The 18,027-nt window shown below is 61.9% G+C and carries 15 protein-coding genes, 1 pseudogene and 1 riboswitch; of the genes and pseudogenes, 1 reads left to right on the forward strand and 15 read right to left on the reverse strand.

The genetic code is table 11. The features are described 5' to 3' along the window. Positions 1–262 precede the first annotated feature (262 nt). The 4 genes and pseudogenes from ACQ6S1_RS11550 to coxB all read right to left on the reverse strand — a co-directional run bounded on the left by ACQ6S1_RS11550 (position 263) and on the right by coxB (position 5,003). Positions 263–1,302 (reverse strand): annotated as a pseudogene (locus ACQ6S1_RS11550) (SDR family oxidoreductase). Between the two features lie 145 nt (positions 1,303–1,447). After that, positions 1,448–1,795 (reverse strand): hypothetical protein, encoded by a 348-nt coding sequence (locus ACQ6S1_RS11555; protein ID WP_445041370.1) that lies wholly within the window; start codon positions 1,793–1,795, stop codon positions 1,448–1,450. Continuing rightward, entirely contained in the window at positions 1,792–4,287 is a 2,496-nt protein-coding gene (gene ctaD, locus ACQ6S1_RS11560; RefSeq protein ID WP_445041371.1) for a cytochrome c oxidase subunit I, read from the reverse strand. Before ctaD ends, ACQ6S1_RS11555 begins: the two co-directional genes overlap by 4 nt. Further along, positions 4,284–5,003 (reverse strand): cytochrome c oxidase subunit II, encoded by a 720-nt coding sequence (gene coxB, locus ACQ6S1_RS11565; protein WP_445041372.1) that lies wholly within the window; start codon positions 5,001–5,003, stop codon positions 4,284–4,286. Before coxB ends, ctaD begins: the two co-directional genes overlap by 4 nt. 15 nt (positions 5,004–5,018) lie before the next feature. On the opposite strand from coxB, the gene ACQ6S1_RS11570 reads away from it, so the two are divergent. Then, entirely contained in the window at positions 5,019–5,510 is a 492-nt protein-coding gene (locus ACQ6S1_RS11570; RefSeq protein ID WP_445041373.1) for a DUF2231 domain-containing protein, read from the forward strand. Here the strand turns inward: ACQ6S1_RS11570 and ACQ6S1_RS11575 are convergent. The 11 genes from ACQ6S1_RS11575 to ACQ6S1_RS11625 all read right to left on the reverse strand — a co-directional run bounded on the left by ACQ6S1_RS11575 (position 5,474) and on the right by ACQ6S1_RS11625 (position 17,345). Next, positions 5,474–5,971: a CopD family protein gene (locus ACQ6S1_RS11575; protein ID WP_445041374.1), complete on the reverse strand. Its 498-nt coding sequence runs from the start codon at positions 5,969–5,971 to the stop codon at positions 5,474–5,476. The genes ACQ6S1_RS11570 and ACQ6S1_RS11575 overlap by 37 nt on opposite strands. Before the next feature lie 257 nt (positions 5,972–6,228). After that, complete coding sequence (locus ACQ6S1_RS11580; RefSeq protein WP_445041375.1) at positions 6,229–8,655, reverse strand: TonB-dependent receptor; 2,427 nt, start codon at positions 8,653–8,655, stop codon at positions 6,229–6,231. 230 nt (positions 8,656–8,885) lie between these two features. Then, the gene (locus tag ACQ6S1_RS11585; protein WP_445041376.1) at positions 8,886–9,770 is read right to left on the reverse strand and encodes a FecR family protein; all 885 of its coding nucleotides are present in this window, start codon (positions 9,768–9,770) and stop codon (positions 8,886–8,888) included. A gap of 101 nt (positions 9,771–9,871) precedes the next feature. Beyond that, positions 9,872–10,390 (reverse strand): RNA polymerase sigma factor, encoded by a 519-nt coding sequence (locus ACQ6S1_RS11590; protein WP_445041377.1) that lies wholly within the window; start codon positions 10,388–10,390, stop codon positions 9,872–9,874. 198 nt (positions 10,391–10,588) lie between these two features. Then, complete coding sequence (locus ACQ6S1_RS11595) at positions 10,589–11,608, reverse strand: AbrB family transcriptional regulator (RefSeq protein ID WP_445041378.1); 1,020 nt, start codon at positions 11,606–11,608, stop codon at positions 10,589–10,591. Continuing rightward, positions 11,605–12,843, reverse strand: a complete 1,239-nt coding sequence (locus ACQ6S1_RS11600) for a glycine hydroxymethyltransferase (protein WP_445041379.1) — start codon at positions 12,841–12,843, stop codon at positions 11,605–11,607. The genes ACQ6S1_RS11595 and ACQ6S1_RS11600 overlap by 4 nt, the downstream gene beginning before the upstream one ends. A 34-nt stretch (positions 12,844–12,877) precedes the next feature. Continuing rightward, positions 12,878–14,191 carry an NAD(P)/FAD-dependent oxidoreductase gene (locus tag ACQ6S1_RS11605; protein WP_445041380.1) on the reverse strand — a complete coding sequence of 438 codons (1,314 nt, stop codon included), beginning with the start codon at positions 14,189–14,191 and terminating at the stop codon, positions 12,878–12,880. An 8-nt stretch (positions 14,192–14,199) separates the two neighbouring features. Next, positions 14,200–14,946, reverse strand: a complete 747-nt coding sequence (locus tag ACQ6S1_RS11610) for an amino acid ABC transporter ATP-binding protein (protein ID WP_445041381.1) — start codon at positions 14,944–14,946, stop codon at positions 14,200–14,202. Then, the gene (locus tag ACQ6S1_RS11615) at positions 14,943–15,737 is read right to left on the reverse strand and encodes an ABC transporter permease subunit (protein ID WP_445042007.1); all 795 of its coding nucleotides are present in this window, start codon (positions 15,735–15,737) and stop codon (positions 14,943–14,945) included. Before ACQ6S1_RS11615 ends, ACQ6S1_RS11610 begins: the two co-directional genes overlap by 4 nt. Before the next feature lie 5 nt (positions 15,738–15,742). Continuing rightward, positions 15,743–16,456, reverse strand: coding sequence for an amino acid ABC transporter permease (locus tag ACQ6S1_RS11620; protein ID WP_445041382.1), 714 nt, complete (start codon positions 16,454–16,456; stop codon positions 15,743–15,745). A 55-nt stretch (positions 16,457–16,511) separates the two neighbouring features. Continuing rightward, entirely contained in the window at positions 16,512–17,345 is an 834-nt protein-coding gene (locus tag ACQ6S1_RS11625) for a transporter substrate-binding domain-containing protein (RefSeq protein WP_445041383.1), read from the reverse strand. A 295-nt stretch (positions 17,346–17,640) separates the two neighbouring features. Then, positions 17,641–17,728: riboswitch (glycine riboswitch) on the reverse strand. Positions 17,729–18,027: the final 299 nt, after the last annotated feature.

An 18,027-nucleotide genomic window follows, 5' to 3' on the forward strand; every position in this document is an offset into this window, starting at 1 on the left:
ACATCGGCATTGTATGCCGCCGAGCGTAGGGTCTACCGACTGACTAATAAGCTCGCAACATCAATGATTTATAGGTTTTCCAAACTTCCGTCTGCCGAATGCTCGGATGTGCTTCAACCAAAAGGCATTTGGCCGCCAAACATCGGGCTCCAGCTATGCGAACGGAGGGGCGACAAGCTCTAAAGCGTCCCCACGCCACCAGGTCGTCGGATCAAGGCATTTGCCAAAGCCTCGTTGATTTCGACCTCACGCCGGCACCAGCTCATGGCGACGCGAGCGACCGACGTGATCGTTTCTTCGTGCTGCGTTGCAAGCCGACAGCGAGAGCCGCGGCGCCGAATCCCAGGGCCGCCGCGAAGAGTGTCCCCCGATTCATCGTCGCCCAAAGATGTGGGCTCCACGTATGCGATTGCGCGTCGAAGCGGCCATGGGCACCGTGATCTCCCGGAACGGGCTCATAGAGATTGTCGCGGTATCCGGGGGCGCGTGGCTCACTCGCCTGCTGACCCGACACCGCCGTCGCTGCGAGGTGATGGTCGAGCAGCGGCGATGCCAGATGGTCGCCCCAGATCGCCTGCAACGCGGGGAAGCCGACCACCACCTCTTTCCTGCGGCTTGATGCTGCGAAGGTGATCGCACGCGCAGCAATCTCGGGCTGGAAAGGAGGGCTCGCCGGCTGGGCCTTGTTCGGCAGATTGGTGCGTATCCAGTTGAACTGGGGGGTGTTCACCCCTGGCAGCTGGACCATGGAAATGTGGACATTGCTCTTGGCGTGAATGAGTTCGGACCGGACGGAGTCATGAAAGCCCTGGAGCGCGTGCTTTGCTCCGCAATAGGCCGACTGGAGCGGTATCCCGCGATACGCCAGTGCCGAGCCCACGAGGACGATGGTGCCGTGATTGCGCGGCAGCATGCGCTTTAGCGCCGAGCGGGTTCCGTAGACCTGCCCGTAATAAGTCACGTCCGTGACACGGCGGAAATCATCCATGGACATGTCCATGAAGCGCATCAGGACGCCGGCGAAGGCGCAATTGATCCAGATATCGATGGAGCCGAACCGCTCCTCCACCTTGGAGGCCGCATCGTCCAGCGCATTGGCATCTGCACGTCCAACGGCAGGATCAGGGCCTCGCCACCTGCCGACCTCACATCACGCGCGGCGCCTTCCAGCCCGTCGCGCCCCCGCGCGATCAAGCCGATACAGGCGCCTTGAGCCGCATAGGCCCGTACCACTGCACGACCTACGCCTGCCGATGCGCCGGTGACGACCACGACCGGCCCGCTTCTGCCCTGTTCTCTCATTCAACCTCCACTCCCGCTGTCGTCGGGTGCAGCGGGCTGTTCAGGGCAAACGTTGCAGAGGCGGGGCGGTCGCCCGCGCTCACGTCTTTTTTATTGCCGAGCGGCCCAGAGACCGGGCGCGGCGTCCGTGATCAATGACCTGCCGCTAGGAGCAGCTTGACGCGAGAAGTATGGGAAGACCGGTGACGATCGTAGCCGCGAGAGCGGCAAGGTTGGTGGAAGGCAGCAGCACGCCGAGAAACGGAGCCACGGGCTCGAGACCCTGCCGTGCCCGTCGCCTCGCCAGCCAGACCACCAGGCTGCCCAGCACGATGAAGGCCAGCCAGACGGTCGCGGTCGTGATCTTCTGTATGGAGGTCGGCCCGAAGGGGAGGCGATCCCAGCCCAACCAGCAGCCGAGCGAAAACGCGCCATAAATTGCGGAGAACGCAGCGCTCCAGACAACGAAGCCGCTGATCGCCAGGAGAAGATCGGAGGCACGCGCGCCCCTCATCGCAGCGCCGCCGGGAGAAGGTAGAGCACGATCAGGGACAATGTGCCTGCGAAGGCCGCATGAAGCTGCCAGAGCGCGGCGATGCGCAGGTCGGAGGTCCGGCGTGTGGACACGAAGCCGTTGAGGATGCGGTAGACGCAGAAGCCGCCGAGGACCACGCCCAGGCCGGCATGGAAGCCGGCATAGGCCAGCAAGCTCCCGCTTGTTGCGGCGTAGGCGTGAGCCGTGGGATCAGGCAAGGACACCCAGGCCAATGATGCGAGCCCCGCCACGGCAAGAAGGCTGCTCGCGGCCGAAAGGGCGGACCAGAACAGGGGTCGCCCTCCGTTCCCAACCACAAGCGGCGCGCGTGCCGCGGCGATGCCCGCGGCCACAAGCGCGAGCGCGGTGGCCAGCGCCGGCAACCCGCCGCTCTCGATCATCTCCAGAGGCGGCCAGCCGGGAGCGGAGACCACGAGGAACAGGAAGGAGAACAGAAGGCTGACGAAGAGCGTGCTGTCGGCAACGAGCACGAAGATCATCGCCCAGAGCGATGGCGCATCTCCGGATTCCGCGTGATGCGGAGCCTTCTGGCCAAGGCCGATATCGAGTAGCCCGTGCTCCCGTTGTTCGCCGCTGCGCGTCCAGGCCAGCAGCAGGACGAGGACGGTCAAGGCACCCAGCGGCGTCAGCCAGTACTGCTTGAAGAGAAGGGACACGAACACCACGCCGGTGGCGAGCGCGCTCCAAAGGGGCAGGAAGGTGGTGTTGGGCAGCACGATGACCTGCTGCACCTCGGCACTCACGGTTCCGGTGCCTAGGGTTTCCATCCAGCCATTGCGGGCAAAGGGCAGATAGCCCCCGCCCGCTGCCATGCGGCGCGGAAGATCGGGGTCAGCGTGCAAGGGCTCCCGGGTCGCAACCTGCGGCAGGGAGGCGATGCTGTAGCTCGGCGGCGGCGTGGGGGTCGCCCATTCCAGGGTCTCCGCCTTCCACGGATCGCGCGGGCTGCGCGGTCCGAAACGGGTCTGGAGCAGCACGTCAATGGCGAACAGGGCAAAGCCCATGGCCAGCACGAAGCCGCCGAAGGAGGACAGCAGGTTCAGCATGTCCCAGCCATGTTCGGCGGGATAGCTGCTGATGCGGCGTGGCATGCCCCTGAGACCCGTCAGGTGCATCAGAAAGAAGGTGAGGTTGAAGCCGGTGAAGATCAGGGCAAAGGAAAAATAGCCCAGCCGGTACACGGTCGTGCGGCCGGTGAAGTGCGGCAGCCAGAAATAAGCGGCGGCCAGGATGGGGAAAACGAACCCGCCGACCAGCACGTAATGCAGGTGCGCCACCACGAAATAGGTGTCGTGCGCTTGCCAGTCGAATGGCACCACGGCCACCATCACGCCGGTCAGTCCGCCCAGCACGAAGACGAAGAAGAAGCCGCACAGGAACAGCATGGGCAGCTTCAGCTGCGGCCGGCCGGCCAGCATGGTCGCGATCCAGGAGAAGATCTGCACGCCGGTCGGGATGGCTACCAGCATGCTCGCGGCCGAGAAGAACCCCAGTGCCAGATGCGGGATGCCGGTCGTAAACATGTGGTGCACCCACAGCCCGAAGCTGAGGAAACCCATGGCGATGATGCTGACGACGATCCAGCTGTATCCCGTCAGCGGATGGCGGGCGAGCACCGGGATCATGGTGGAGATCAGGCCCGCCGCCGGCAGGAAGATGATGTAGACTTCGGGGTGGCCGAACAGCCAGAACAGGTGCTGCCACAGCAGCGGATCGCCGCCACGGTTCGGGTCGAAGAACGGCCAGTCGAACGCGCGCTCCACCTCGAGCAGGATGGAGCCGAGGATGAGCGGCGGAAAGCCCACCAGCATCATCATGGCCGTGACCAGCATGTACCAGGCGAAGATGGGCATGCGGGCCAGCGTCATGCCCGGCGCGCGCATCTTCAGCACGGTGACGACGATCTCAACGGCCGCGCCTATGGCGGAGATCTCGACGAAGGTGATGCCGAGCAGCCAGACATCCGAGTTGATGCCCGGTGTGTAGGTGCCGGACGACAGCGGCGTGTACATGAACCAGCCCCCGTTCGGCGCCGCGCCTGCGAACAGGGCGATGATCAGGATCGACCCGCCGAAGATGTAGCACCAGAAGCCGTAGGCGCTGAGGCGAGGGAACGCCATGTCCCGCGCGCCCAGCATCTTGGGCAACAGGTAGATCGCCAGCCCCTCGAACATGGGGATGGCGAACAGGAACATCATGATCGTGCCATGCATGGTGAAGATCTGGTTGTAGATCTCCGGCCCGATAAAGGCGCTGTTCGAGGTGGCGAGCTGCGCCCGGATCAGCATGGACAGCACGCCGCCGATGGCGAAGAAGATCGAGGCCGCGATGATGAAGCGGCGGCCGATCACCGTGTGGTTGACGGCGGAGAGCCGTCCCCATCCGGGCGGCGTGTCCCAGATGGCCGACAGCGCCTTGTGCAGCGCGATGGGCGATTGCGGCGCGCTCACGGTGTCACGCCGGTCTGTGCGGTGGCATCGGGCGCATCGAAGCTCTCTGCCGCAACCGCTTCCACGGTGAGGAACATGGTGGAATGGCCTGTGCCGCAGAACTCCGCGCAGACGCCGCGATAGGTGCCCGGCCGATCCGCCATCAGCCTGACGACATTGGTGTGGCCGGGTATGGCGTCCATCTTGCCGCCGAGGCGCGGTATCCAGAAGCTGTGGATCACATCGGCGCTCGTGACATGGAGATCGACCGGCCGCCCGGCGGGGATGCGCAGTACGTTCTGTTGTGAGGAAGACGCCCCCGGTGCGTTGAACTCCCACTGCCACATCCGCGCGGTGCCATGGATTTCGAGCGCATCTTCGGCCGCCTGCGGTCGCAGACGGTCGCCCTGGAGCAGGGCGAAGACCAGAAGGGCCGAGAGCACGACCGCGGGGAACGCCACTCCTCCCCAGAACGGCCAGTGCGACGAGGGCACGCGGGCCAGCGGGCGCGAGGGCAGGAAGGCGGCCGCGACAAGCGCAAAGACGATAAGCGAGACAATGGCTGCCCCGACCAGCATCACCCACCAGAGGTCCGCGATGGCCGTCGCCGCCGGCCCGGCGGGATCGAGCGTCGACAACGGTCCGCCGCAGCCGGCAAGCGCCAGTGCCGCGAAACCCGTGCCGACCGGCCTGAACCAAAACGCCCGCTCGGGCGTTCGGCCCGCGAAGCCGAACATCCAGCGAGACCCAGCATGGCCGACACCAACCCCGTCATCGAGGAAGTCACCCAGCACGACACGAACTCGGTGGTGGCGGTTGCCGGACATCCCATCCATGCGATGTCGGTGTCCTTCCCCATCGCGCTGGTCATGGCGACGTTCGGCTGCGATCTCTTCTACTGGTGGACGGCCGATCCCTTCTGGACGCGCGTGGCGCTGTGGTCGAGCGGCTTTGCCTTCTTCCTCGGCATCATCGCCGGCCTTTCCGGAACGGCCGAGATTCTCCTGGTCGCGGGCATCCGCAAGCGCTCGGCCAGCTGGACGCATGCCGTGGCCGCCATGATGCTGCTGTCGATCGCCGGCCTCAATTGGGGCTACCGCCTGGAAGACCATGAGGCGGCCGTGCTCCCGATGGGCTTGATGCTCTCCGCGCTCGCGACGATCTTCGTCGGTATCGCAGGCTGGCATGGCGGCAAGCTCGTCTTCGATCATGGGATCGGGATCATGGTTTCGAACAATGACTGAAGCGCACCCGGTGTGTGCATCGCCTCCGGAAGGGCGTTGATGTCGAGAACGGGCTTGGCAAGCACCAGGAAGAGGATGGCAGAAACCACAGCCGTCGTCAGGCCCGTGGCCACCACGTTCCGGGCCAGCGAATAGCCGTTGTCGTCGTCAAAGACCCGCAGGATGACGAAGCCATGGCGAACGTGGAGCAAGGCCAGAAGCCCCACGACGAACAGCTTCAGGGCAAACCACGGCGTGAACACCGACTGCACGAAGATGAGAGCGGTACCGGTGCCCACCGCGATGAAGGCGGCTGGCGAGATGACATAGGTGTAGCTGAAGCGCACGAACCTCTGCAGCCGCCAGAGATCGGGCCCGGCTGGATGCTTGCCCCGCAGCGCGAACAGGCTCGGGAGCACAAGAAGGCCTCCGCACCAGATGAGCAACGCACAGATGTGGGCAGCCTTCAGCCAGACGCTCATTACATAGGGAATCCTGGCTGCCGTGACGGAAGTACAGGTTCCTAACTAACGAGGGGGCCGGGAGGTGCCAAGAACGTTCCTCAAACTTCTCTGTGAAGTGGCGTCGCGCGTGTCCGCTACTCGCTGGGGCAGGGGCGCCGACACCTCTCGACGCGCGAGTCACCAACCGCCGCAAGTTGCGCCACGTGAACCGTGCGTGTGAAGCGGCGCTCTGAACGAAAAGCTTTTTCAGAACGCCTATTATCGGGCCAGCGAATTTAAAACTGGGCGGTCATACCAAAGCGAACCGTGCGACCCGGCGCTGGCATGGGCGTCACATTCAGGGCGTCCATGTAAAAGCGGTCCGTAACATTCTCGACGCTGGCGTTGAGCGTGATCGCATCTTTGATCGCATATGAAGCGAAGAAATCCGCGATCGTGTAGGAATTCCACCAAGACGAGCGATTGCCCTCGGGCCGACCGCCTTTGCGCTCACTCGCATGGTTGATCCGGGTGCCGAAGGTCAGCCTCTCGTCCAGCAACCGAACGCCGATTGTCGTCGACAGAGTCCATTCCGGCGGGATGTGGAACATGGAATAATCAAAGAAGTAAGCACCGCCATCGCAGTCGTTTGCGGCGACGTTTGCCGGGCAGCCGATCCTTGCTTCGTCGTAATACGTGAAGGCGCTTTCGACGAACAGGAACCGTGCATCATAGTTCGCCTGGATCTCGAAGCCGGAGAACCATGCTCCGTCGGCGTTCTCGATCAGGCCGACCCCGAGATCACCGGCACCACGGATGATGTAATCGTCATACGTGTTGTCGAAGTAAGCGAGCTTCACCCGCAGGCTGTCGCGCTCCGTCAGCAGCGCGTCGCGCGCAACATTGACGCCGAATTCCCAGGTCGTTGCCTGTTCGGGCTTCAGATTGCGGTTGACCACCGCGATGATCGGATTGGCAAGTTCACGAATGCTGGGCGGGCGATAACCTTCCGCGTATTTCGCAAACAATTGAAGTCCGGCCCACGGCTCGACCGTTACGCTGGCAACGGGCGTGGTCCCCGAGCCATCGAGGTCGATATCGGTCACGGGATCGAACGTCACGGGATCGACAGGATATGCACCGGGATTGTATGCGCCATAAAGGTCGAACCAGACGTGGCTCACACCCACATTCAGCACCAGCCAATCGGTCGGCTTGTAGTTGACGGACGTGAATACACTGTCGACCTGCCGCTGCCCGTCGACCCCGAGAATGGTCGTCGCGGGACCGTCGATTGGCGCGGTTTCCTCTTTCGCGTGTGAATAGCCATAGACCCACGCGATATCACCGAACGCGGTGTCGAATCGCGAGGTGTTCGACAGGTCGAAACCGAACATGTCGGTCTCGTTGTCCGCGCGGGACGCATTTGATGTACCAAGACGCGAATATTGCGTTTCCGTCGCGTCTGTTTTCCAGGCATTGACCTTCAGATCCCAGAGACCGGAATCTCCGGGGTTGAACGTGTAACTCGAACGATAGGTGTTCACTTCCACATGGTTCAGCGGTTTCTGACGCTGCGTCGTCGTGGTACCGCGCACGTCCCCATACAACGTGTCACCGAACTCGCTATCGTAATAGGAATAGCCAAACTCGACGCGATGATCCTCGTTCTTGAACGCGGTTTTGACCATGCCTGAGGTGGTATCGGACGAGGTGTTGAATACTTCGCCGCCGCGAATATAGGCCTGGTCGAGCGGGCGAAGAGCGCTGCCTCCCGACGAGGGCTGGAAGAAACCGGCATCGCCTTCGGTGCCCGCAAAGTAGTTTCCAGCCTTGCGTCGTCCGAAAGCTGCAAGCAGCTCGAAATTGTCGAACGACAGCGCGCCGACCACATTGCCCGAACCGCTCTCGAAATCGAACAGGTCGGCGGGTTCGGCCCTCATCACGTTCGCGCCGATGACTGGCTCGCGCGTGTTGTCGCCGATGTCGCCCTTGAGACGGACGCCCCATTGCTTGCCGTCCTTGACGATGTCGTCGGCATTCAGCGTGCGCATGTTCAACACGCCCCCATTGTAACCGGCGCCGTCGGCGCCGACTTTTGGCCCCTTGTCGATCGCGATGCCGGCAATGAAGTCAGGATCGACGAAGGTACGGTTGTCGACGCCCGCATAGCCCCGATAGGTCGAGAAGCTCTGTGTGGTTCCGTCAACGCTCGTATTGACGCGGTTCTGCCCCTGCATGCCGCGAATGTTGACGTTTAAAGCCTGGTTCGAGCGGCCGCTCGCCGAGATGACACCCGCCGTCGATTTGAACAGATCGCTCGGCGCACCCGTGCGCACGCGGTCGAGTTGCGCTTCCGAGACATAGGCGGGCGATCCAGGGCTTTCATAAGGCGCATCGGCAGCGGCGACGGGGCCTCCTCCGCCTGAGCCGACTTCAATGGTCTCGAGCTGGATGACGTCGCCATCAACGGCAGCATCCGCTCCCGCAGAGAATGCGCGCGGATCGATAATTGAGGCGGTTCGCGCGGCGGTGAAATAGGCAGACAGTCCGGTTCCGGCAACGAGTGCCGAAAGAGCCTGCTCGGGTGTGTGGCGACCTGAGATTCCGGGAGAGCGTTTTCCAACTGCCAGAGAGGCGTCATAAATGACTTGCACGCCCGCTGCCGAGCCAAAGGCGTTCAGGGCGCCGGCCAGCGTTTGTGCGGGTATCGAGAACGTCATGGGGGCACTTCGCTCCTGAGCGTGAAGCGGTGCGATCTGCCACGGCATTATGGCTGTGCCGACCATCAGGGTCGCGAGAAAACGCGCTCCGGCAATTTTCCCTCCAAGACCCTTCGCTGCCCCCAGGTGCATAACCTTCTCCCACACCGGCCCGGCCTATCAAGTTCGACAGGCTCCCGATGATGAAGACGAAGCGCGATCGCAAAGCCGAAAGGCAGGTCGGATTTATTTCATCCGAGAAGGACGATTCCACCGGGCAGCCTGGTGAGGTTCAGGCCAAACGTGTGGGCAAAGTGCGCCAACGCCTCGTCCGGGCGGGCGAGATGGAAGATCCCGTTGACGCGACGCGGATTGGACGCGGTCAGGAAAATGCGGCCTTGGCGGTAGCGGTTTAGCTCCGCCACAACGTCCTCCAGCGACCGGTCCTCGAAAACGAGCATGCCTTGGCGCCAGGCGGAAACGGAATCCGCGTTGACGGCAGCAGGACGCTCGAATCCGGTCGCGGCCACGATGGTCTGCTGCCCCGGCATGAGCGTGATCCGTGGCATCCCGACAGTTTCGACTTCTCCCTCGAGACAGGTGATCTGTGTCGGTCCGTCGGACACCCGGGCGGTGAACAAAGCGTCGGTGGAAGCGCGCACCGTGCCCGTGCCAGCCCGAACTTCAAGGGGACAACTTGGCGTCGCGAAGCGAAAGGCCGCTTCTCCATAAACAAGGGATATGCGCGTGACTTGAGCATTCTTTTCGACCGACAGGCCAGTGCGGGTGTTGAGCTCAGCCTGAATGCCATCGGCCAAGGTGATCGTCCGCTGCTCTCCGACGCCTGTCCTGTGATCGACCATCCATTCGCTGATACCCGGCCAGAAACCCAGTTCGCTGCCGCCGAACACGAGGCCTGCAACGCCGGCGGCGGCCGCGCTTGTCAGGAACCCACGACGACCGATGCCGCCTGAGAATTCCGCGGTTGCCGCAGCGGGTGCTCCCATCTTGCGCCACAGATCAGCCGCCTCACGAAAAGCCTCTTCATGCGCAGAACTCTGCGCGCGCCATGCGCTGAGACGGTGTGCGTCCATGCGTGTCGCCTCGCCGGATTTGATCCGGACGACCCAGGACATCGCTTCGCTCTTGATATCCTCAGGCACAGATGGGTCGATCTTCGTTGCGTTTCGTGCACCAGCGGGCGCGGGGCTCACTTGATTAAGACGATTCCAGATCGTCAGTCCGAAACGATATCCGAATTCTCGTGAAGACGGGCCGCACAATGCTTCAGTGCCCGCGCGATTTCGTTTTCGACCGTGCGGGTCGTGACACCGAAAATGCTCGCGATCTTGCGATGCGGTACATTCTGCACACGGCTCAGGATAAAGATGCGACGGCATCGGTCTGGCAATTCCGCGAGCGCGGTTTCCAGAAGCCTTATCTGCTCCCGGCCTTCGACGATCCGCAACGGAGCAGGCGCATCATCCACCAACGCCGCAATCGCCGGATCGGGATCGGCAATGTAATCGACCAGCCGCTCCCGCCTGTTCAGGTCAGTGACGAGATTCGCGGCTATTCTGAACAGATAGGATGACGGGTTTTCGATCGCGACATCGGCCGACTGCCGCAACATTCGGGCAAAGGCATCTTGAGCAAGATCGGCCGCGGTATCCTCAGAGCAGCCACGTCGTTTTAAGAATCGACCCAGCTTTTCCTTATGGGAAATAAACAGAGATTGAAGGTCGAGGGCACGCACGCGAATAACTCACTTTGAGCTCGCAGTCTTTAATTTGATCGAAATTCGAGAGCAAGAATAATTATTTAGATTAGATCCAGGCTATGGCTTGAGTATTGGATAATCCAAAATTACAGAATTACAATTATACAATTCTAAAGAGCACGAAAGGTCAGGGCGGCCCATTTGTCAAAAAAGCCGGATGTTTGGGGAGCCGACTCATTGTCGGCTTTTGACAAGCACGGGCAAAAGGATTGTAAGCGCCACAAATCGTATGACTTGATGAGCGGCGACAAAGGCTGGGTCGACGCCGAAGAGGAAAGCCAGTAGCGCGGTGATCTCGACCGCGCCAGGCGCAAATCCGAGCAGGACCTGATTGATCGGCAGGCCGGTGAGTGTCGCCGTCGCCCATGCCCCGCCCCACGCGACAACCATCATGATCGCCAGTGCCATCAACGACAGAATAAAAATCCGGCCGATGCTGCGAAAAGCGAGCCCATCGAAACGGCTGCCGACCCAACAGCCGAGGAGAATCGTGACCGGAATGACGATCCATTCGGGAATTTCACCCCGCACACTGCCTGAGCCGAACAGAAGCACGCTCGCGGTCAGCGCCCCAAGCAGCAGGCCCCCGGAGACCTTAAGGCCGCGGAACAGCAGCGCACCGGCGATGCCGGCCGCGAGCAGAAGGGCGAGATCCGAATGGGAAATCAAATTTGGCGCCTTCGCCAGCAGAGCTTCGTTGCCGCTGGAGAACAATGGCAAAGCGGCGACGACGAGCACGACACGGAGCGATTGCGCGAATGCCACCTTGCGGATATCCGCGCCCTTGTCGGCCGCAAGGCTCATCACGTAAGGCAGCACGCCTGGCACCGACGCGAGAATCGCAGTGTTGCGGTCCCAACCGCCGGCGAGGTGCAGAAACAACGAACTGGCGAGCACCATCGCCACAAGAACGATCATCAGGGCTGCGATCGAGATCGGCCATTGTGGGATTAGCTGAAGCACTTCCGGCGACACCCCGGAACCGATGGTCAGCCCGGTCAGGATGAGCATCACGGTTTCGAGTGCCATCGGGATCTCGGCGCGGAGCCCGGCGGCGGCGGCGATGGCGACGACGATGGTCGGGCCCATCAGCCAGGGCGCAGGGAGATCCGCAGCCCATGCAGCCAAGCCGCCGACGATGCCAAGGCCGATTGTCCACGCCGTGATACGCGATGAAAAGGACGGAACTGTCATGGCGTCGCGCTCACGCCAGCAAGCATACGGTTTATATCCTCGAGGATAGATCGGCGATCGGACGCCGGTTTGAGGCGCACGCCGTCAGGTGCGGCAACCAGCAGATCGGCGAGCAAACCGGCAATGATTTTCATTCCGGCGGCCGTGAAGCCCTGACGGGTTACGAATTGCGTCCCGACGCGCAGCGCAGTGCCGCCAGGGCGCCCGATGTCATTGCAGGTGCCGACGACAATGCCGCAGCGTTCAAGATTGCGGATCAAAGCGGCCAGATCTTCGCCGGGCGCGATGGGAATCAGCAATTGGTGAGTATGGCGACCATTGCGTGCTGCGCGCACCAAAAAGTCGCGCATGGCGAATGCGTCGGCCAGAGACGCAGTGTTGGCGACGACGCGGCGCGCGTAGTCGATGCCCGAGGCGGTGAGCTCATCGAGGGCGACGAGGAGCTGCGGCAGCTTGCCGGCATCGGAATTGGCGAGGAAGGCGCGATCAAGGAATTGAGCGAGCGTTCGGCCATGCTCTTCATGCGCGCCGAACACGAGGCCCTGCGGGGCACCGGCGATGGTCTTATAGGTCGAGGTGGTGACAATGTCGGCCCCCTCTTTCAAAGGATTTGGATAGGTGCCGCCGGCGATCAGGCCGGAAATGTGCGAGGCGTCGAAGATCGTTAGGGCACCCACCTTGCGTGCGGCTGCGGCGACAGGGGCGATGTCATCGGGCTGGATCATCACGCTGCGGCCGAGCATGACCAGCTTTGGACTGAAAGATTTTATCTGGGCGACGGCTGCGGGTGTGTCGAGCGTAAGCGTCTCGGTGTTAAACGGTAGGTCGGCGGTCGCAAGGCCGGCCAGGTCGGGCGTGCCGCCGCCGCGCTGGCTGAGATGGGCGCCATGCGCGGCCGCGGGTGCGAGCAGAAGATCACCGCGCGCACCAAAGGCCTGAAACACCGCGAGATTGGCCAGCGTCGCACTGGGCAGCCGCGGCTCGGCCCAGGCGGCACCGAAGATCGCGCAAGCGCGCTCCCGGACGGCGACTTCAAGCTCGGAGACGATTTCAGCGCCCGGCTGTTCCTTCGCGAAACTTGGTCCCATGCTTGGCATGGCGCTGAGAGCCGGGACGTATGCAGCCTGCACGGCAGCGGAAGGATAATTCGCGCCGGCGTAAAGGACGATGCGGTGGCGCAGGAGGGTATCCTCATGCTGCCGCGCCGCGGCGATGAGCGTCGATTGATCGGTCATGGATACACAAGCGCTTGGTCCCGCAGGCCGAGCGTCAATCCTTTACAAACAGACGGTCGAGTCGGTCGCGGACGTGGTAATAGCCGCTGATAATCGGGATGAACCACGGATTGCCGTTGTAGAGCGGGTTGGTCGGGAAATCCGGCCGGTCAAATCCGCACCTTTTGTTCTGGCGCCGCAGGATCTTGAGTGCCGTCTGGTGCCCCAGATACGTCATCATGGCGACGCCGCTGCCGTTGCAGCCCATGGCGTAATGGACGCCGTCGATCTCGCCCATATGCGGCGTCTTGTCGAACGTCATGCCGACATACCCGCTCCAGACATGGGAGATCTTCTTGTCCCCAAGCTGCGGCCAGACCTCGCGCGCCATTTTGAGAAGGCCGGCCGCGGCATCGATGTCGTCGATGTCGCGGGGATCGGGACGCCAGCCGAACAGCATGCGCGTGCCGTCTGGCGACGGGCGGGTGTAGATAACCTCGCGGCGGGTGTCCGACACCATGCGTCGCCCAGGGTTCATCTCGTCCATCAACGCCTTGTCGAGCGGCTCGGTGGCTATCTGGTAGCTCTTGACGGGGATGACGCGTCGCGCGAGCGCGGGCGTCGCCTGGCGCGTATAGCCATTGGTGGCGACAAAGACATCCTCGGCGCGGAGGTCGCCGCGCTCCGTCTTGACGATAGAGAACCCGGTCTGGCGATCGATCGAGGTCACGGCCGCATGGGAGTAAAGCTCGGCGCCGCAACGGCGGGCATAGTTGCGCAGAGCGCGGTTGTACTTCGCGGGATGCACACCGGCGTAATCGTTGATGACGATGCCGCCGTGGAAATAGTCAGTTCCGACGACGGAACGTTGTTCGGCTTTCGGGACAATCCTCAGCGAAACGCCGTTCTTGTCCTCAAGGATGCGGCCCATATCGCACAATTCGGCATATTTGCCGGGCGTATGGGCACCGAAAAACCGTCCGACAGGCATGAAATCGGCGTCGAGCTTCTCGCGCTCGATCAAGGTTTTGATGTGGTCGAAGCATTCGACCGAGCTGTCGAGCATCGGCTCGACAAGTTCCTTGGCAACGCCCTTGATCGCGCCGCTGACGACGAGCTTCTGAGCGCTGCTCACCATGCCACCGCTGCGCGTGCTGGCGCCGAAACCAAGCGGGCCGCCATCAAGCACCACGACATGACGGCCGGCTGCCGCCAGTTCCGCCGCAGCGGATAGGCCTGCATAACCCGACCCTACGACGACGACGTCCGCGGATTTCGGAAGATCATCCTTCGCATCCTCGGGAGGCGCAGCGTCCCACCAATAGGGGGCTTCCTTGAAGTCGGTGGCAAAGATCGAATCGTGTGGCATGACGGCGCTCACAGAACCTGGCTGAGAAATTCCCGCGTGCGTTCTTCGCGCGGGCTGTCGAGGAGATCGCGCGGTGCTCCCTTTTCAAGGATGCGCCCGCGGTCGGTGAACAGAATCTGGTCGGCGACTTCGCGCGCGAACCGCATTTCATGCGTCACCAGAATGCAGGTCAGGCCATCATCGACGAGTTCGCGGATCGTGTTCAGCACTTCCTTGACGGTCTCAGGATCGAGCGCCGCCGTGACCTCGTCGAACAGGATGATCTCCGGCTGCATGGCCAACGCACGCGCGATCGCGACACGCTGCTGCTGGCCGCCGGACAACTCACCCGGATAGCTGTTCTCCTTGCCGGCGAGCCGCACCTTTGCGAGTAGGCGGACAGCTCTGTCGCGCACCTCGTCCTTGTTTTGACCCAGCACTTTGACCGGCGCCATCATGATGTTGTCGAGCGCCGTGCGGTGTGGGAACAGATTGTATTGCTGGAAGACCATCGCGACCTGACGGCGCAGAGGCAGCATCGCCCGCTCGTTGGGCAGGTCATGAACCCGATGCTTGCCCACCCGGATATAGCCGCTGTCGACCGGCAGCAATCCGTTGATGCAGCGTAGGATCGTCGATTTGCCCGAACCTGAAGGGCCGATGATGCAGACCGCCTGCCCTTTCTCCACCTCCAACGAGATGCCATCGAGAACGCGCAGCGCCCCGAAACTCTTCACGACCGAATCCAGCTCGATCAGCGCGGAACCGTTCCTCACAGGGAGTCACCTCTTGTCGAACTTTCAAGTTTTCGCGCGGCGGTGGCGATTGGGTAGCAGAAGAAAAAGAACATCAGCAGCGTAATCAGATAGTAATGGACAATGATGCTTTCGCTTTCGACGGCGAGAATGTTCTTGAGCACCGTCACGACTTCCTCCACGCCCGTCACGGTGGCCAGGCTGGTCGCGACCATCAGCAGCGCATACAGGTTCATCCAGCCGGGCAGCATGCGGCGGTAGGCTTGGGGAAGGATGACATAGCGATAGGTTTGCAGGCGCGTGTAGCCGAGCGAACGCGCGGATTCCCACTGTCCCGAATGGATGGACTGCACCGCCCCGCGCACGACTTCCGCCAGATTGGCGGCTACCGGCAGACTGAGACCGAAGATGGCCTTGACCAACGGCGGCAGCGGCACTGTCCAGCCGAACAGGCTGATGCTGAACGGCAGCAGATACAGCGTCGCAAACAGCAATACGAGCCATGGCGAGTTGCGCAGAAAGTTGACGATGAACAAAGCCGTCAGCCGAAGCGGCGCAAGACGTGCCATGGAGAGGATGCCCAACGCGCCGCCGAGCGCAGTGGCCGCGGCCATGCCGACGATGCTGATGAAGATATTGGCGGCGAAACCGCCGCGGATCGGCCAGCCTTCGACGCTTCCCGTCAGGAGCTGCGGAAGCCGTCCGGCGACGGCGGCCCACCGGCCGCTGTTGTCGAACGCGCCCCATAGAACCAAAGCAAGGCCAGCGAGCCCCAGGATTGCGGGCATCGTAAGAACGCGGGATTTCGACATGGCGATCACGCGTTTCCGTATCCAGGATAGGACATCCAGCCTTCGCTACGCCGCAGCACCGCCGCCAGCAGGCTGACGAGGCTCACGTAAATGATGAGCACGAGCAGCATCACTTCGAAGGTGCGGAAAGTGTCGTTGTAGATCTGGCCGGCGGCGTACATCAGTTCAGGCACCGCTATGATCGACGCCTGAGACGTCGTCTTGAACTGATTGATGAGGATGTTGCTCAGCGGTGCGAGACAGACGCGAAATGCGATCGGTAGCTGGATCGAGCGGAGGAGCGCGAACCGACCGTATCCAAGACTGCGTGCGGCCTCGAGCGTCGTCCTTGGCACCGCCTCAAGACCGGAGCGGAACGCCTCGATACACAGCGCGCCGCCGAACAGGCTGAGCGAAACCGCGCCGCAGCTGAACGCATCGAGCAGCGGCATCTTCACACCGGTTTCGGCGTCTGTGTACGACAGGCCGATGCTCGACAGCGTGAAATAGAAGAACAGCATCTGCAGCAGGGGCGGGGTGTTGCGGAACACCTCGACAAAGAAGGTGATCGCCGCGCTGAGAGGCGCAATTTTCAAGGTCATCAGGAATGCGCAGGCTATTCCGATGATCAGCGCAAAGAGCGACGACACAAATGCAAGCTTGATGGTTGTCCATACACCGACCAGAAGCCAGTTTTGATAGGTCGGATCAGAAAGCCAGGAGTAATCGAGACCGAACATGTCGCTCTTTCGCCGTTGTCGGAGGCCGCGAAGGCGCGGCCTTCCGTAAGACGGATCAGTTGCCGATTTTCTTCTTCGCCGCCTCGGCGCGTTTGGTGAGATATTCGCTCGGAGCGATGTCGTACTTCTCCTGAAGCGCGATCAGGACGCCCTCGGCCTCGGCTTCTATGAGCGCCTTGTTGACCGCTTCGAGAAAAGCCGCGTCATTCTTGCGTGCACCGCCCGGCTGCGGAACGTTCTCATAGGGCTCTGCGACGATCGAATAATCCTTCCAGCCTTCTTCGTTCGGCTTCTTGCGCAGCGTCATGTCGTCGAACGCAAGGCCGAGACAGCGATTGTCCTGCAGCGCCTTGTAGGCTTCCGGCATCGCCGTGAAGTTGACGAGCTTGATGCCGAATTTCTCGGTGACCGTCTTGTTGTAGAATGCGCCCTGGATGCCGCACACCGGCTTGCCGCGGAACGCTTCCCAACCCGAGAGCTTGGTCGTCGGCGGTGCGAGGATCGAAGCGCCCGGCACCGCGTAGAACGGCTCGGTGTAATCAAGGACCTTGGCGCGTTCGGCCGTATAGCCGAGGGTCGCCAGGATGAGATCTATGCGGCCGGCCTGCAGGAATTCCATCCGGTTGGAGCTGAGAACCGGAACGAGTTCGACGGCATCCTCGGAGCCCAGGATCTTCTTGGCGAGGACACGCGCCAGATCCGGCTCGAGACCGACGATCTTGCCGGCAGGATCGAGATAGCCAAACGGCACATAGTCCGTCTTGACGCCGACGATCAGCTTGCCACGCTCTTTCACAGTCGCAAGAGTGTCGGCTCCTGCAGTCACGACGCTTCCCAGTAATGCTGACGCAAGGCCGGCCGCGAGAACGATTTTGCTCGTGAACTTCATATGGATCTCCTTGCATACAGATGTATTTGGACCGGCAATACGAAGCTCTGCGCCGCAAGGCGGCGCCAGTGAGTTCGATGACTTGTGAAAAGCGCTGGCCCGATATCAGGCAGGTTTCGCGTCTCAGATCCTCAGACTCAGATCATCCTGACCTCTCGAACGACGACATCATGCGATCGCCCTCTACTCGACGGCGTTTCCTCGCACCCCATCCGTCGTTCGGCCTGAGAGATTCACCGCTGAAACGGCTTGCTCCTTCGGCGGATCGGCTGCCCGATCACTCTCCGGATTTTTCCCGCGACCACCGGTCCTTTGTGCCTGAGAGTTTCCGGGGTGGTTGCTCCTTCGGCGCCGGGGGATCCGATCTCTCCCGGTGGTTACCGCAGACAATCATTCATCGCTGGTATGATCAAGCTGTAGGAATATCTGAAATATGTGCAATTCGGGCGGCGGCTGTCTAGAATTTAAGCAAGTCTGTTCCGTCGCTCAACGAGCCGTCATCTGAGCAATATCAGCCTTGTGCATTAAATTTGTTCGCAAGCGAAATTCAGATAAGAAAAAGAACTCAGACATGCCTGCCGAAAAGCTTGTTACACTATGTGAACTACGTCATCGGGAATGCTTCCGGACGAATCTCGCCGTGGCGAAACTGCCCCCGCCAAGTTGAGCCACGTCAGCGTAT

It is taken from the genome of Terrihabitans aquatilis, assembly GCF_052542005.1.

What these genes read in the sequence shown, in the direction of transcription:
- ACQ6S1_RS11620 (WP_445041382.1), bottom strand. Translation starts at nt 16,456, where the DNA reads ATGTTCGGTCTCGATTACTCCTGGCTTTCTGATCCGACCTATCAAAAC.
- ACQ6S1_RS11580 (WP_445041375.1), bottom strand. Translation starts at nt 8,655, where the DNA reads ATGACGTTCTCGATACCCGCACAAACGCTGGCCGGCGCCCTGAACGCC.
- coxB (WP_445041372.1), bottom strand. Translation starts at nt 5,003, where the DNA reads ATGTTCGGCTTCGCGGGCCGAACGCCCGAGCGGGCGTTTTGGTTCAGG.
- ACQ6S1_RS11625 (WP_445041383.1), bottom strand. Translation starts at nt 17,345, where the DNA reads ATGAAGTTCACGAGCAAAATCGTTCTCGCGGCCGGCCTTGCGTCAGCA.
- ACQ6S1_RS11570 (WP_445041373.1), top strand. Translation starts at nt 5,019, where the DNA reads ATGGCCGACACCAACCCCGTCATCGAGGAAGTCACCCAGCACGACACG.
- ACQ6S1_RS11615 (WP_445042007.1), bottom strand. Translation starts at nt 15,737, where the DNA reads ATGTCGAAATCCCGCGTTCTTACGATGCCCGCAATCCTGGGGCTCGCT.
- ACQ6S1_RS11600 (WP_445041379.1), bottom strand. Translation starts at nt 12,843, where the DNA reads ATGACCGATCAATCGACGCTCATCGCCGCGGCGCGGCAGCATGAGGAT.
- ACQ6S1_RS11605 (WP_445041380.1), bottom strand. Translation starts at nt 14,191, where the DNA reads ATGCCACACGATTCGATCTTTGCCACCGACTTCAAGGAAGCCCCCTAT.
- ACQ6S1_RS11555 (WP_445041370.1), bottom strand. Translation starts at nt 1,795, where the DNA reads ATGAGGGGCGCGCGTGCCTCCGATCTTCTCCTGGCGATCAGCGGCTTC.
- ACQ6S1_RS11585 (WP_445041376.1), bottom strand. Translation starts at nt 9,770, where the DNA reads ATGTCCTGGGTCGTCCGGATCAAATCCGGCGAGGCGACACGCATGGAC.
- ACQ6S1_RS11595 (WP_445041378.1), bottom strand. Translation starts at nt 11,608, where the DNA reads ATGACAGTTCCGTCCTTTTCATCGCGTATCACGGCGTGGACAATCGGC.
- ACQ6S1_RS11575 (WP_445041374.1), bottom strand. Translation starts at nt 5,971, where the DNA reads ATGAGCGTCTGGCTGAAGGCTGCCCACATCTGTGCGTTGCTCATCTGG.